This window comes from Pseudomonas sp. 24 E 13 (assembly GCF_900004715.1).
Taxonomy (GTDB): domain Bacteria; phylum Pseudomonadota; class Gammaproteobacteria; order Pseudomonadales; family Pseudomonadaceae; genus Aquipseudomonas; species Aquipseudomonas orientalis_A.
The window spans coordinates 1-13,151 of sequence record NZ_CVTO01000082.1 but is presented as its reverse complement, the minus strand read 5'-3'; the positions used below and the strand labels follow the sequence as shown (position 1 = coordinate 13,151).

Below are 13,151 nucleotides of genomic sequence, written 5' to 3'. Positions count from 1 at the left end.
CCAAATCCCACGTCATCCTGCGGTCCGAGTGCATTCAGGAGCACGTCGATGAGGCCAACCGTTACACAGCCCATGGTTTCCCTGTCCTGGACAATCACCTTGCTGATAGGCCTGGTATTCCTGGCGCTCGGGTATGGACTGCGATTGGAAGTCCAGGGGGCTGTCGACGCGGCGGACCACTCGTGGCTGGACCTGGCATTACTGCTGTGCGCCTACCTGTTTGCGTTCTGCCTCAAGCCGATGCAGAAGACAGTCCTGCGCAAACTATGCCAGCGTGAGGCGCATCGCGCGCATCAAAAAGCAACACGCTGACGGTCTTCCCCTTCCCGCACAGCCAGCCGGCCATCGGCTTCTCGCAGCACTTGCAGTCCTTCATACCCGTCGATACAGGCATGCTCGGTCTCTATGGCAGCCAGGTGCGTCGAGGTCACCACCATCACATCCGCTCCCGCCGCTTCTGCGGCTCGAATGCCGACCGTCGCATCCTCGAACACCAGACAATCCTGCACCGGCACGCCCAGGCGCTGGGCACCGAGCACGTAACACGCCGGATCTGGCTTGCCGCTGGCGACATCTTCGGCCGTCACCATTATCGCCGGCACGGGAATACCCGCAGCTTCCATTCGGCGCAATGCCAATGCCTTGGGCGCAGATGTGACCAGCGCCCACTGCCCGGCAGGCAAGCGTTTGAGGAAATCAACCGCGCCGCCAATCGCCACGATGCCCTCGACATCGTTCACTTCAGCGTCGGTAATCCACGCCGCTTCGGCTTGAGCGTCCACGCCCGGCAACGCCTGGCGCGTGATCGTATCAATCGCGCGGGCGCCATGGATGGTGGTCAGGAACGCCTCCACATCCAGGCCATGGCGTTCGGCCCAACGGCTCCATACCCGCTCGGCGGCGGCAATGGAGTTGAGCAGGGTTCCGTCCATATCGAACAGAAAGGCCCGGTAATGCCGGGTAAATACGGCAGGATTTTGGCTGGACACGACGCGGCTTCCCCCCAGGTGTTCAAGCAAATGATCGATGTCATGCAATCTACGGTTCACCTCGCCACTTGTAAACGTTGCGAGGCGCCCGCCCCAAACCTTGAATGACGAACTTGTCATCATCCTGTTGGTTGGCTGTTCAGGTCGCCTGGTTACTGTGGACTCACTGCCGGCGGCTCATCAGGACCGGGAACACGTGCTGGACTATCGGGTGCAAGGCATCGGTTGCGCCAGTGACAATTGATCAGGCTAAACTGGCGCAACCCATTGAATCAGGGCATTTCCCATGAACATCCTCGTAGTCGAAGACGAACCCAAGGCCGGCAACTATCTGCTCAATGGCTTGCAGGAACTGGGCTACAGCGTCAGCCTGGCCCGCGATGGCGTGGACGGTTTGCACCAGGCCCTGGAAACGCCGTTCGACGTGATCGTGCTCGATGTGATGATGCCGAAAATGGATGGCTGGGAAGTGCTGCGCCGCCTGCGCAGGGAGGCCGATACGCCGGTGCTGTTCCTGACCGCCCGCGATGATATCGCTGACCGCATCAAGGGCCTGGAGCTGGGCGCCGACGATTATCTGATCAAGCCCTTCTCCTTCGCCGAACTGGTCGCGCGCCTGCGCACCCTGACCCGACGCGGCCCGATTCGGGAAGAAGAACACCTGCAGATCGCCGACCTGCAAATCGACGTGCTCAAGCGCCGCGTCACCCGCGCCGGCACGCGCATTACCCTGACCAATAAAGAGTTCGCCCTGCTGCACCTGTTCGCCACCCACCAGGACCAGGTGCTGTCACGCTCGCTGATTGCCTCGCGGGTATGGGACATGAATTTCGACAGCGACACCAACGTGGTCGACGTGGCCGTGCGGCGCCTGCGCTTGAAAATCGACGATCCGTTCCAACTCAAGTTGATCCACAGCGTGCGTGGCATCGGCTACCGCTTCGATACCCAGCCATGAGCCGCAGCCGCCATTACTCGCTGACCCTGCGCCTGGCGTTGATCTTCGCCCTGCTCGCCTTTGCCTTGCTGGCCACCCTCGGCGTGGCCCTGTACCGCGAGCTGGAGCGCGAGCTGATCCGCCGCGACGACACCGCGCTGATCTCCCGCGTCGATCAACTGCGCAACCTGCTCAGCGACAGCAATACCCTGGACCTGATCAAGACCAAACCCGAGCTGTTCCAGAACATGCTCGGCAATCGTGAATCCGTATTGAGCATCGCGGCCCCCGGTCAACCACCCTTGCTGCTGGTGAACCCGGCCAATATCGAACTGCCTGCGATAGAGCCGGTGCCGGGGAATCACGTACTGGTGCTGAGCGATGTACAGCACTTGCCGGGGCTCAACGGCATTCCCTTCTCGACTGTCGCGGCGACCATCAACGCCGGTGACCTGGGCAGCCTGCAAGTCACCAGCGGCCGCCTGATGACCGAGCGCACCGCGGTACTCGCCAGCTATCGACTGAGCGTTTATATCCTGGCGAGCATCGCTGCGATCATCCTGGCATTGGCCGGTTACCTGCTGGTGCATCGCGGCTTGCTGCCCTTGCGCCGCCTGGCCCGGCACGCGCAAGGGATCGGCGTCGGCAACCTGGCCGAGCGCCTCGACAGCGAGGGCGCCCCGAAAGAACTGCTACCGATGATCGAGTCGTTCAACACCATGCTTGAGCGTTTGTCCAAGGGCTTTGTGCAACTGGGCCAGGTCTCGACCGACATGGCCCACGAACTGCGCACGCCGATCAATAACCTGCTCGGCGAAACCCAGGTTGCCTTGCAGCAGCAGCGCAGTGTCGACAGCTACCAGCAACTGCTGGCGTCCAATGTCGAGGAGCTTGAACGCCTGGCGCGGATGCTCGACAACATGCTGTTCCTGGCGCGCACCGACCCGGCCAGTGCGTTGCGCCAACGCCAGGCGCTGGACGCGGCGGATGAGGTGGAGCGCATCGCCGATTATTTCGAAGGGTTGGCCGCTGACGCGGGCATGCACATCGTTGTCCAGGGCAAAGGCGTGATCTGGGCTGAGCCGATGCTCCTGCGCCGCGCCCTGGCGAACCTGTGCGCCAACGCCATCAAATATGGAGCGCCGGGCTCGACGCTGAGCGTCCAGGCGATTGCAACCGACGAGGGCGTCAACGTGAGGGTCAGCAACCAGGGGGAGACCATTCCCGCCGAGCATCTGCCGCGGTTGTTCGAACGGTTCTACCGGGTGGATGAGTCCCGCGAGCGCTCCTCCCAATCCAATGGACTGGGACTGTCGATCGTGGCCACCATCATGCAACTGCATAACGGGCGGTATCGGGTCAGCAGTGAGGACGGCATCACCACTTTCGAGCTGTTTTTTCCCGCTCGAGACTGAATCAGCTCACCCGACCACCTGTTTCCACGATATCCGCCTGGGTTTGCCAAGCCGCCAAGACCGCCAGGCGCACGCCCTCCACCAACACAGGCAATTCCATCGACGGCTGACCGAACTGCGGCAAGCCCGGCACATGGATAAACCCACTGCGCACCGCAGAACCTGCCAGCGCATGCTGCAATCGATAAAACACCTGATTGCACACAAAAGTCCCCGCCGTCTGCGAAACGGAGGCCGCAATACCCGCCTCACGCACCGCCCTGACCATGCTCTTGATCGGCAATGTCGAGAAGTAAGCGGCCGGGCCACCCTCCACCACCGCCGTGTCAATCGGCTGGGCGCCCAGGTTGTCCGGGATGCGCGCATCATTGACGTTGATCGCGACGCGCTCGATGGAAATATCGCTGCGCCCGGGGCCCAGGCCGGTCGCGATGACCATGTCCGGTTGCAGTTCCTCGATAAGCTGAATCAAGGTCTCTGCAGCAGTGGCGAAAGCGCAGGGCAATCGGCGCGCGACGATCCGCACGTCATCACTCAGTTCTACCCCTTCCAGCAGGCGCACCGCCTCCCAGGAGGGGTTCACCACGTCGTGGTCGAAAGGCTCGAAGCCGGTCAGCAATAGGGTTTTCATCCTGGCCTCACATCAACAGATAAAGCAGCACGATATTGACCACCAGCATCATCAACGCGGTGGGCAATTGGGCCTTGATCACCGCGTTCTTGTCCGGCAGTTCCAGCAATGCTGCCGGTACGATATTGAAGTTGGCCGCCATCGGTGTCATCAGCGTACCGCAGTAGCCGGAGAACATGCCGATCGCGGCCATGACCGCCGGGTTGCCGCCGTAGATGCCCACCAGCACCGGCACGCCGACGCCGCCGGTCATCACCGGGAACGCCGCGAAGCCGTTGCCCATGATCACCGTAAACAACGCCATGCCCAGCACATAGACCATTACCGCCACCAATTTGAAATCCAGATTGATGTAAGTGGTGGTGATGTGGGCGACCGCCGTGCCAACCCCGGCTTCATTGAACAACAGCCCGAGCATGGCCAGCATCTGCGGCAGCGCCATGGCCCAGCCCAGGGCTTCGGTCAGGCGACGCGATTCGCGCAAGGCCTGCACGGGCGTATCGCGAGTCAGCCAGCAGGCCAGGCCAAGGGCGATCAGGCAGCCGATGCCGAGAGAGACAAAGGTGGTGTTCTTCGGATCGAGCAGCGGCACACCGCCGATTTCGGTGTGCTTGAGCAATACCGAGCCAATCACCGTGGTCAGCGGAATGGCCAGTGCGGGTATGAATAGCTTGTGACCCAGGCGAGCGGCACTGGCGCGGGACGCCTTGTCATGCAATTGCGCATGCTGGCCACGGCCGACGCCCCCCAGGCCGGCAATCAACGCCATCACCACGATGCCGCCACCGATGACCACCGAAGGCAGGCGCTCTCCCACCAGGAACGGAATGGCAAACAGCAGCCAGAACAGCGACGTCGACCAACGCTTGGGATGGGTGCGATCCAGCAGGATCATGCCCGCGGTGATCAGCAACAGCACACCGGCCAGCCAGTACAGGTATTGAATGGAAATAATCATTGCGCAGCCTCCACCGAGGGGGCGGCGCTCATCTCACGGGTCAACCGTCGATCAAATCGATGCAGTCGAATGGCATGAATGATAAAGGCACAGATCGCCGTCGGGATGCCCCACACCGCAATATGCAGCGGCTCCACATCGATCCCCGAGCCCAGCAGAAAGGTGTGCATCAAGGCGATCGCACCAAAGGCGACGAAGATGTCTTCACCGAAAAACAGCCCCACATTGTCGGTGGCGGCGCACATGGCCAATACCTTGTGACGCAGCTTGTCCGGCAGCTTGCCGTAGCGTTTTTCCGCCGCACCTTCGGCCATCGGCGCGAGCAATGGCCGCACCATCTGCGGATGCCCACCCAGGCTGGTCAGCCCCATGGCCGCAGTGGATTCACGTACAAACAGATAGATGATCAGCAGACGCCCCACCGTCGCGCGCTCGAAACGGGCGATCCAGTTCTGTGCATGCACGCGCAGGCCATGTCGCTCCAACAGGCCAATCACCGCCAGCGGTAATAACAGGATCAATTGCAGCGCACGGGTCTGGAGGAAACCATCCCCCATGGTGGCGAGAATTTTCTCCAGCGGGAACTGGGCGGCGAGCCCGGTGGCGATAGCGGCGGCGGTAACCACCAGCAACGGATTGAAGCGCAATACAAAGCCGACCACGATGACAAGTACGCCGATCAACGGCCATAAATTCACAACAGTTTGCATGGCGAAGAGGTCCTTTAGTGCGCGCTGCGGCGCCATTACAGCAGGATGTGAGCAAAGGGCTCACAGCATGAAAGTGGCGTGCAGTCGGCTCGGTTTTTTTATTGTTGACCTGGAAGGTCGAGCAGTGGCGGCAACTTTGCTGCCTTGAGGCGGGAGGTGTCCAACAAGAAAAACTGTTGCTGCAGACCAATAAATTTTGTGGATATTGGTACTGCGCGATTGGGTAACTGGAGGGATTCGGGATTCGCCCTATACTCAACGATGATGCGCCTGCGCAGCATCCAGGGCGCTATTGTCGACAATGAGGGCTCCAGCTATGTATGCCGGTCAGATGAGCAGTATGGCGACAGCAATTGGCGAGATACGCTGCCAGATGGTGGTCCAGATCATTTGTCTGCTGTCGGTGGCGACGCTCTTCTGTTGACCGAGACACCAGCGCCGCAAGACGCTGTTGACCTGATCGTTCCCATGCTCTGCGTGGGAATGCCTCACTGGACGCTCCGCGTCCCGCTTTCAGCGCAAAATTCACATCTGCGCAATGGTGACGCGGAGCGTCACCCGATGCATTCCCACGCGGAGCGAGGGAACGATCAAATTCCAGACAACAAAAAAGGGCCCACCTTTCGGTGAGCCCTTCCAGACCGCCCAGCAGAGCGGATTTTGTTTGGTAGGCGCGATTGGACTCGAACCAACGACCCCCACCATGTCAAGGTGGTGCTCTAACCAACTGAGCTACGTGCCTGCTGTGAGGCGGCATTCTACGGAATTCCGTAGGGGTGTCAACATCTTTTTTGCAGCTAACCCTATGAATATGCGAATTTTTTATTCGCGGGTCAGGCGCCCGTGAATTACGGGTGGCTGGCAGGCTATTTTCAACTCAGGTAGGATCGCCGCACTCGTAAAAAATATAAAACAGAGGTTCCAGGATGGCGAACACCCCCTACCCCCAGTCGTATTACGCCGCCTCCGCGAACGCGGTTCCGCCGCGTCCGGCGCTGCAAGGTGAGGTCGAAACCGATGTTTGTGTGATTGGCGCCGGTTATACCGGTCTTTCCAGCGCGCTGTTTTTGCTCGAGAACGGCTTTCGCGTGACGGTCCTGGAAGCCGCCAAGGTAGGTTTTGGTGCGTCCGGTCGTAATGGTGGGCAGATCGTCAATAGCTACAGCCGCGACATTGATGTCATCGAGCGCAGCGTCGGGCCCACGCAGGCGCAGCTGCTGGGTGAGATGGCCTTCGAGGGCGGCAGGATCATTCGTGAGCGCGTGGCCAAATATCAGATCCAGTGCGACTTGAAGGATGGCGGTGTGTTCGCCGCGCTCAACAGCAAGCACATGGGCCACCTGGAATCACAGAAGCGCCTGTGGGAGCGTTACGGCCATACGCAACTGGAACTGCTGGATGAGCGTCGCATCCGCGAAGTCGTGGCGTGTGACAACTATGTAGGCGGCCTGCTGGACATGAGCGGTGGGCATATCCACCCACTCAACCTGGCATTGGGCGAAGCAGCGGCCGTCGAGTCCCTCGGCGGCACAATTTTTGAGCAGTCGGCCGCCGTGCGCATCGAGCGCGGCGCCAACCCGGTGGTGCATACCGCCGAAGGCAAGGTCAGGGCCAAGTTCATCATCGTTGCGGGCAATGCTTACCTGGGCAACCTGGTGCCGGAGCTGGCGGCCAAATCAATGCCGTGCGGCACCCAGGTGATTACCACTGCGCCATTGGGCGACGAATTGGCCAGGACCTTGTTGCCGCAGGACTACTGTGTCGAAGACTGCAATTACCTGCTCGACTACTACCGCCTCACGAGCGACAAGCGCCTGATCTTCGGCGGCGGCGTGGTGTATGGCGCGCGCGACCCGGCGAATATCGAGGCGATCATCCGGCCAAAGATGCTCAAGGCGTTCCCACAGCTCAAGGACGTGAAGATCGACTACGCCTGGACCGGCAATTTCCTGCTGACCCTGTCGCGTCTGCCGCAGGTGGGCCGCCTCGGCGACAACATCTATTACTCGCAAGGCTGCAGCGGCCATGGCGTGACGTATACGCACCTGGCCGGCAAGGTTTTGGCCGAAGCATTGAGAGGCCAGGCCGAGCGCTTTGACGCCTTTGCCGACCTGCCCCATTACCCGTTCCCGGGTGGACAGCTGTTGCGCACGCCCTTTGCCGCAATGGGCGCGTGGTATTACGGGCTGCGGGACAAGCTGGGTTTTTGATGAACAAGGGGAGCCGGTTCGCCGGCTTCTTGCCCGGAACGACAAATCGCGAACACAAAAAACCCCGGTCTTTCGACCAGGGTCTTTGCTATCGAATCAAGGTCCGCCAATGGCTTCGCTTGTGCTTCAAGGCGTTCAGTGGGCCTTGAAGCTGATATGGCGCAGCGGACGGGACTCGAACCCGCGACCCCCGGCGTGACAGGCCGGTATTCTAACCGACTGAACTACCGCTGCGTATCGCTTGGCTGACTGAGCGTAAAGCCTCAATCACCTTTAAACATCTGATCGATCAACCTGGGTTGTTCAATCTCAAGTCCGACACATCGAACCTGGAAAATATGGCGCAGCGGACGGGACTCGAACCCGCGACCCCCGGCGTGACAGGCCGGTATTCTAACCGACTGAACTACCGCTGCGCGTCGGTGCTACCTTTAACGTTGCGTCTTGCCCTAAGGCAAAACTCTCAAGAAGTGGTGGGTGATGACGGGATCGAACCGCCGACCCTCTGCTTGTAAGGCAGATGCTCTCCCAGCTGAGCTAATCACCCTTTGCTTCGTTGAGGCCGCGAAATTTACGCAGATAGCGGACCTAAGTCAATAGCCCGCTTGAAGTTTTTCTGAAAAAGACAAAAATGCTTCAAGACCGCCCTACTCGCTGTAGATCATCTTCTTGCTCATGCCGCCGTCCACCACGAACTCCTGTCCGGTGACAAACCCGGCCTGGCGCGACAGCAGCCACGCCACCATGGCCGCCACGTCCTCCACCGTCCCTACCCGGCCCGCCGGATGCTGCGCATGGTCGGCATCGGTAAGCGGCTCGGCCCGCCGCGCAGCAGGATCTCGCGCATCGATCCAGCCGGGGCTGACCGCATTGACCCGCACTTCCGGCCCCAGGCTCATCGCCAGGGCGTGAGTCAGCGCCAGCAGGCCACCCTTGCTCGCCGCGTAGGCTTCGGTGTCCGGCTCCGACTGGCGGGCCCGTGTCGAGGCCAAATTGACGATAGCGCCACCATGGGCGCGCAGGTACGGCGCGCAATGCTTGGCCAGCAGCATCGGCCCACTGAGATTGACTGCCAGCACGCGGTTCCAGTACGCCAGGTCAAGGCTTTCCAGGGTGATATTGCGTGGATCGGCCACCGCCGCATTGCACACCAGCGCATCCAGGCGCCCAAACTGCCCCAATACCTCGGCGACACCCTGGGCCACTTGCTTCTCGTCGGCCACGTCCATGGTGATAAACCAGGCATTCTCGCCCAGCACCTTGGACACCTTGGAACCGCGCTCGCGGTCCAGGTCGGTCAACACCACCTGCCAGCCTTCGCTGATCAGCCACGCGGCAATCCCGAGGCCAATGCCGCGCGCGGCACCGGTCACCAGTGCAACGCGCCCATTACTGGCCGCTGCGGCCTCCATGGACCACTCGATCACAAAGCCGCCAGCCCGCGGGCCAGGTCAGCCTGCAAGTCGGCGACATCTTCCAGCCCGACCGCGACGCGAATCAGGCTGTCACGGATGCCCGCGGCTTCGCGCTCCTGTGGCGCCAGGCGCCCGTGGGAGGTGGTGCCCGGGTGCGTGATAGTGGTTTTGCTGTCGCCCAGGTTGGCGGTGATCGAGATCAGTCGCGTGGCATCGATAAAGCGCCAGGCGCCGTCTTTACCGCCCTTCACCTCGAAACTCACCACCGCGCCGAACCCGCGCTGCTGGCGCTGGGCCAATGCGTGCTGCGGATGGCTCTTGAGGCCGGCGTAATGCACCTTCTCGATACCGTCCTGCTGCTCCAGCCACTCGGCCAGGGCCTGGGCGTTGGCGCAATGGGCCTTCATGCGCAGACCGAGGGTTTCCAGGCCTTTGAGGAAGATCCACGCATTGAACGGACTCAGGGTCGGGCCGGCGGTGCGCAGGAAGCCCACCACTTCCTTCATCTGCTCGCTGCGACCGGCCACTACGCCGCCCATGCAACGGCCCTGGCCGTCGATGAACTTGGTGGCCGAGTGCACCACGATGTCCGCGCCCAACTTCAACGGCTGTTGCAGGGCCGGGGTGCAGAAGCAGTTATCCACGATCAGCATCGCGCCCTTGGCGTGCGCCACTTCGGACAGCGCGGCGATATCCACCAGCTCAGCCAGCGGATTGGACGGCGACTCGACGAACAGCAGCTTTGTATTGGCCTTGATCGCCGCATCCCACCCGGACACATCCGCCAGGGGCACGTAGTCCACTTCGATACCGAAGCGCTTGAAATACTTCTCGAACAGGCTGATGGTCGAACCGAACACGCTGCGCGACACCAGCACGTGGTCGCCGGCGCTGCACAGGCTCATCACCACCGCCAGGATGGCAGCCATGCCGGTCGCCGTGGCCACCGCCTGCTCTGCGCCTTCCAGGGCGGCGATGCGCTCTTCGAACGCACGTACGGTCGGGTTGGTATAGCGCGAGTAAACGTTGCCCGGCACTTCACCGGCAAAGCGCGCGGCGGCGTCGGCCGCCGTGCGGAACACATAACTGGAGGTGAAGAACATCGGGTCACCGTGCTCCCCTTCCGGGGTACGGTGCTGGCCGGCGCGCACAGCCAGGGTATCGAAAGCTACGCCATCGAGGTCGCTGTCCAACCGACCGGCATCCCATTCCTGACTCATGCTGCCACTCCTCACATATTCTTTATTTAAGATACAAAACCGGCCCCTCAGGGCCGGTGTCTACTCAGTTGTTGTACAGATCGATGATCGCACTGACCGCCTGGGTCTTGATCTTCGACGAGTCGTTGCGCGCCTGCTCGATCTTGTTCAGGTAGGCGTCATCGATATCACCGGTCACGTACTTGCCATCGAACACGGCGCAGTCGAACTCGGCGATCTTGATCTTGCCGCCGCCCACCGCCTCGATCAGGTCAGACAGGTCCTGGTAGATCAACCAGTCGGCACCGATCAGGTCAGCCACGTCTTGCGTGGAACGATTGTGGGCGATCAGTTCGTGGGCGCTCGGCATATCGATACCGTACACGTTCGGGTAGCGCACGGCAGGCGCCGCAGAACAGAAGTACACGTTCTTCGCACCGGCTTCACGGGCCATCTGGATGATCTGCTTGCAGGTGGTGCCGCGTACGATCGAGTCATCCACCAGCATAACGTTCTTGCCGCGGAATTCCAGCTCGATGGCGTTCAGCTTCTGGCGTACCGATTTCTTGCGTGCGGCCTGGCCGGGCATGATGAAGGTACGGCCGATGTAGCGGTTCTTGACGAAGCCTTCGCGGAACTTGACACCCAGGTGGTTGGCCAGCTCCAGCGCGGCGGTACGGCTGGTGTCCGGGATGGGGATGACCACATCGATGTCGTGCTCGGGACGCTCGCGCAGGATCTTGTCGGCCAGCTTCTCACCCATGCGCAGGCGAGCTTTATAGACCGATACGCCGTCGATGATCGAGTCCGGACGCGCCAGGTAGACGTGTTCGAAGATGCATGGCGTGAGTGTCGGCGCAACCGCGCACTGACGGGTGTGCAGCTTGCCGTCTTCAGTGATGTAGACCGCTTCACCGGGTGCCAGGTCGCGGATCAACGTGAAGCCCAGCACATCCAGGGATACGCTTTCGGAGGCGATCATGTACTCGACGCCTTCGTCGGTGTGACGCTGGCCGAACACGATCGGGCGGATGCCGTGGGGGTCACGGAAACCAACGATGCCGTAACCGGTGATCATCGCCACCACGGCATAACCACCGACGCAACGGTTGTGCACGTCGATCACCGCCGCGAACACGTCTTCTTCGGTAGGCTGCAGCTTGCCGCGCTGGGCCAGCTCGTGGGCGAACACGTTGAGCAACACTTCCGAGTCGGAACTGGTGTTGACGTGGCGCAGGTCGGATTCGTAAATCTCCTTGGCCAGCTGTTCAACGTTGGTCAGGTTGCCGTTATGCGCCAAGGTAATGCCGTAAGGCGAGTTGACGTAGAACGGTTGAGCTTCGGCCGAGGTCGAGCTACCGGCGGTCGGGTAACGCACATGGCCAATGCCCATGTGCCCGACCAGGCGCTGCATATGACGCTGGTGGAACACGTCACGTACCAGGCCATTGTCCTTGCGCAGGAATAACCGGCCGTCGTGGCTGGTCACAATACCGGCAGCGTCCTGGCCGCGGTGCTGGAGGACGGTTAGCGCGTCATACAGCGCCTGATTGACGTTCGACTTACCGACGATACCGACGATGCCACACATGCGACGCAACCCCTACTTAATGAATCTTGACTGAACACTCTTACTGAGGCGTTTTGGCCGGCAAGAGGTGTTCCTTGAACGGAAGATCAGCGGGTACGCTGATTCCGCTGGCCAGCCACTGACTGCTCCACCCCAGAATGAGGTTCTTGGACCAATCTGCAACCAATAGAAATTTTGGCACGAGTACCGACTCCTGCCACCACGCATCCTGCTGTACCGGCCCCAGGCTCAACAGCCCGACCGCCACGACCACCAGCAACGCGCCACGCGCGGCGCCGAAGGCCATGCCGAGAAATCGATCGGTCCCGGACAGGCCGGTGACACGTATCAACTCGCCAATCAGATAATTGACCATTGCCCCCACCAGCAGCGTGGCGATGAACATGATGGCGCAGCCCGCGATGACGCGGGCCGAAGGCGTCTCTATGTACCCGGCCAGGTAGACCGACAGTGAACCACCGAACATCCAGGCGACGACTCCTGCGATGATCCAGGTCAGCAACGACAGTGCTTCTTTGACGAAGCCGCGGCTCAGACTGATCAACGCGGAGATGGCGACGATTGCAACGATCGCCCAATCAACCCAGGTAAATGGCACAGTGCAGCCTACGTACGGATAAGGCGGCGCATTTTAGCAGAGCGCCGGGCTATCGGTAAGCGGTGATTACGGGTGCTTTGCAAATCAATCAATTGGGCAGTGGGAACACCGTTTCAAGACCACTGGAAACCAATGTGGGAGGGGGCTTGCCCCCGATGGCGGTGGTTCAGTATCAGCTGTGCTGACTGATCCACCGCTATCGGGGGCAAGCCCCCTCCCACATGTTGACCTTATCGTCCCGCCTAGCCGCGCTCAGGCTGGAAACGGGTCACAAACCCCTTGAGGTTCTGCTGGCGATCGAGCAAATCGCGCAGGCGATCCGCTTCGGCGCGCTCGATCAGCGGCCCGATAAACACACGGTTCTTGCCATCGGCGCTGCGGATATACGCGTTGTAGCCCTGGGCCCGCAGTTTTTTCTGCAAGGCGTCGGCGCCTTCGCGGTTGCCCAGGCTGGCCACTTGAATCGACCAACTGATCGGCAAACCATTCGGGTCGATA

At 61.1% G+C, this 13,151-nt stretch carries 15 protein-coding genes and 4 tRNA genes; 6 read left to right on the top strand and 13 right to left on the bottom strand.

The window, feature by feature from the left end; genetic code table 11:
• Window positions 1-48 precede the first annotated feature (48 nt).
• On the top strand, window positions 49-312 hold the full coding sequence (locus BFP90_RS04730) for a hypothetical protein (protein ID WP_065887155.1): 264 nt from the start codon (window positions 49-51) through the stop codon (window positions 310-312).
• Here BFP90_RS04730 and BFP90_RS04725 read toward each other — a convergent pair.
• Complete coding sequence (locus tag BFP90_RS04725; protein WP_065896121.1) at window positions 294-989, bottom strand: HAD-IA family hydrolase; 696 nt, start codon at window positions 987-989, stop codon at window positions 294-296. The genes BFP90_RS04730 and BFP90_RS04725 overlap by 19 nt on opposite strands.
• Before the next feature lie 100 nt (window positions 990-1,089).
• Between BFP90_RS04725 and BFP90_RS28740 the strand changes: the two genes are divergently transcribed.
• The 3 genes from BFP90_RS28740 to BFP90_RS04715 are packed head-to-tail and all read left to right on the top strand — an operon-like array spanning window position 1,090 to window position 3,341.
• A complete protein-coding gene (locus BFP90_RS28740) occupies window positions 1,090-1,233 on the top strand; it encodes a hypothetical protein (RefSeq protein WP_158254510.1) in 144 nt (47 codons plus the stop codon).
• A gap of 42 nt (window positions 1,234-1,275) precedes the next feature.
• Window positions 1,276-1,947 carry a heavy metal response regulator transcription factor gene (locus tag BFP90_RS04720; protein WP_065887152.1) on the top strand — a complete coding sequence of 224 codons (672 nt, stop codon included), beginning with the start codon at window positions 1,276-1,278 and terminating at the stop codon, window positions 1,945-1,947.
• Complete coding sequence (locus BFP90_RS04715) at window positions 1,944-3,341, top strand: heavy metal sensor histidine kinase (protein WP_065896107.1); 1,398 nt, start codon at window positions 1,944-1,946, stop codon at window positions 3,339-3,341. The genes BFP90_RS04720 and BFP90_RS04715 overlap by 4 nt, the downstream gene beginning before the upstream one ends.
• Window position 3,342: 1 nt before the next feature.
• On the opposite strand, the gene pcp is transcribed toward BFP90_RS04715, so the two are convergent.
• The 3 genes from pcp to BFP90_RS04700 are packed head-to-tail and all read right to left on the bottom strand — an operon-like array spanning window position 3,343 to window position 5,640.
• Window positions 3,343-3,972 (bottom strand): pyroglutamyl-peptidase I, encoded by a 630-nt coding sequence (gene pcp, locus BFP90_RS04710; RefSeq protein WP_065896105.1) that lies wholly within the window; start codon window positions 3,970-3,972, stop codon window positions 3,343-3,345.
• 7 nt (window positions 3,973-3,979) lie between these two features.
• Window positions 3,980-4,930, bottom strand: coding sequence for a DUF979 domain-containing protein (locus BFP90_RS04705; protein WP_065896103.1), 951 nt, complete (start codon window positions 4,928-4,930; stop codon window positions 3,980-3,982).
• On the bottom strand, window positions 4,927-5,640 hold the full coding sequence (locus BFP90_RS04700) for a DUF969 domain-containing protein (RefSeq protein WP_065896102.1): 714 nt from the start codon (window positions 5,638-5,640) through the stop codon (window positions 4,927-4,929). Before BFP90_RS04700 ends, BFP90_RS04705 begins: the two co-directional genes overlap by 4 nt.
• Window positions 5,641-5,796: 156 nt before the next feature.
• On the opposite strand from BFP90_RS04700, the gene BFP90_RS28735 reads away from it, so the two are divergent.
• On the top strand, window positions 5,797-6,270 hold the full coding sequence (locus tag BFP90_RS28735; RefSeq protein WP_176718010.1) for a hypothetical protein: 474 nt from the start codon (window positions 5,797-5,799) through the stop codon (window positions 6,268-6,270).
• A 35-nt stretch (window positions 6,271-6,305) separates the two neighbouring features.
• Here the strand turns inward: BFP90_RS28735 and BFP90_RS04690 are convergent.
• Window positions 6,306-6,382: transfer RNA gene (locus tag BFP90_RS04690), tRNA-Val, on the bottom strand.
• 184 nt (window positions 6,383-6,566) lie between these two features.
• On the opposite strand from BFP90_RS04690, the gene BFP90_RS04685 reads away from it, so the two are divergent.
• Window positions 6,567-7,850, top strand: coding sequence for an NAD(P)/FAD-dependent oxidoreductase (locus BFP90_RS04685; RefSeq protein ID WP_065896100.1), 1,284 nt, complete (start codon window positions 6,567-6,569; stop codon window positions 7,848-7,850).
• A gap of 157 nt (window positions 7,851-8,007) precedes the next feature.
• Here the strand turns inward: BFP90_RS04685 and BFP90_RS04680 are convergent.
• From BFP90_RS04680 to BFP90_RS04645, 8 genes are all read right to left on the bottom strand, one after another.
• Window positions 8,008-8,084 (bottom strand) — tRNA-Asp (locus BFP90_RS04680).
• 105 nt (window positions 8,085-8,189) lie between these two features.
• Window positions 8,190-8,266, bottom strand: a tRNA-Asp gene (locus tag BFP90_RS04675).
• Between the two features lie 55 nt (window positions 8,267-8,321).
• Window positions 8,322-8,397 (bottom strand) — tRNA-Val (locus BFP90_RS04670).
• Between the two features lie 100 nt (window positions 8,398-8,497).
• Complete coding sequence (locus BFP90_RS04665; protein ID WP_065892472.1) at window positions 8,498-9,262, bottom strand: SDR family oxidoreductase; 765 nt, start codon at window positions 9,260-9,262, stop codon at window positions 8,498-8,500.
• An 11-nt stretch (window positions 9,263-9,273) separates the two neighbouring features.
• Complete coding sequence (locus BFP90_RS04660; RefSeq protein ID WP_065896098.1) at window positions 9,274-10,485, bottom strand: O-succinylhomoserine sulfhydrylase; 1,212 nt, start codon at window positions 10,483-10,485, stop codon at window positions 9,274-9,276.
• 64 nt (window positions 10,486-10,549) lie between these two features.
• Window positions 10,550-12,055, bottom strand: coding sequence for an amidophosphoribosyltransferase (gene purF, locus BFP90_RS04655; RefSeq protein WP_065892470.1), 1,506 nt, complete (start codon window positions 12,053-12,055; stop codon window positions 10,550-10,552).
• A 40-nt stretch (window positions 12,056-12,095) separates the two neighbouring features.
• Entirely contained in the window at window positions 12,096-12,653 is a 558-nt protein-coding gene (locus tag BFP90_RS04650; protein WP_003234314.1) for a CvpA family protein, read from the bottom strand.
• A 242-nt stretch (window positions 12,654-12,895) separates the two neighbouring features.
• On the bottom strand, window positions 12,896-13,151 hold a 256-nt coding region (locus BFP90_RS04645; RefSeq protein ID WP_176718011.1), incomplete at its 5' end, for an SPOR domain-containing protein.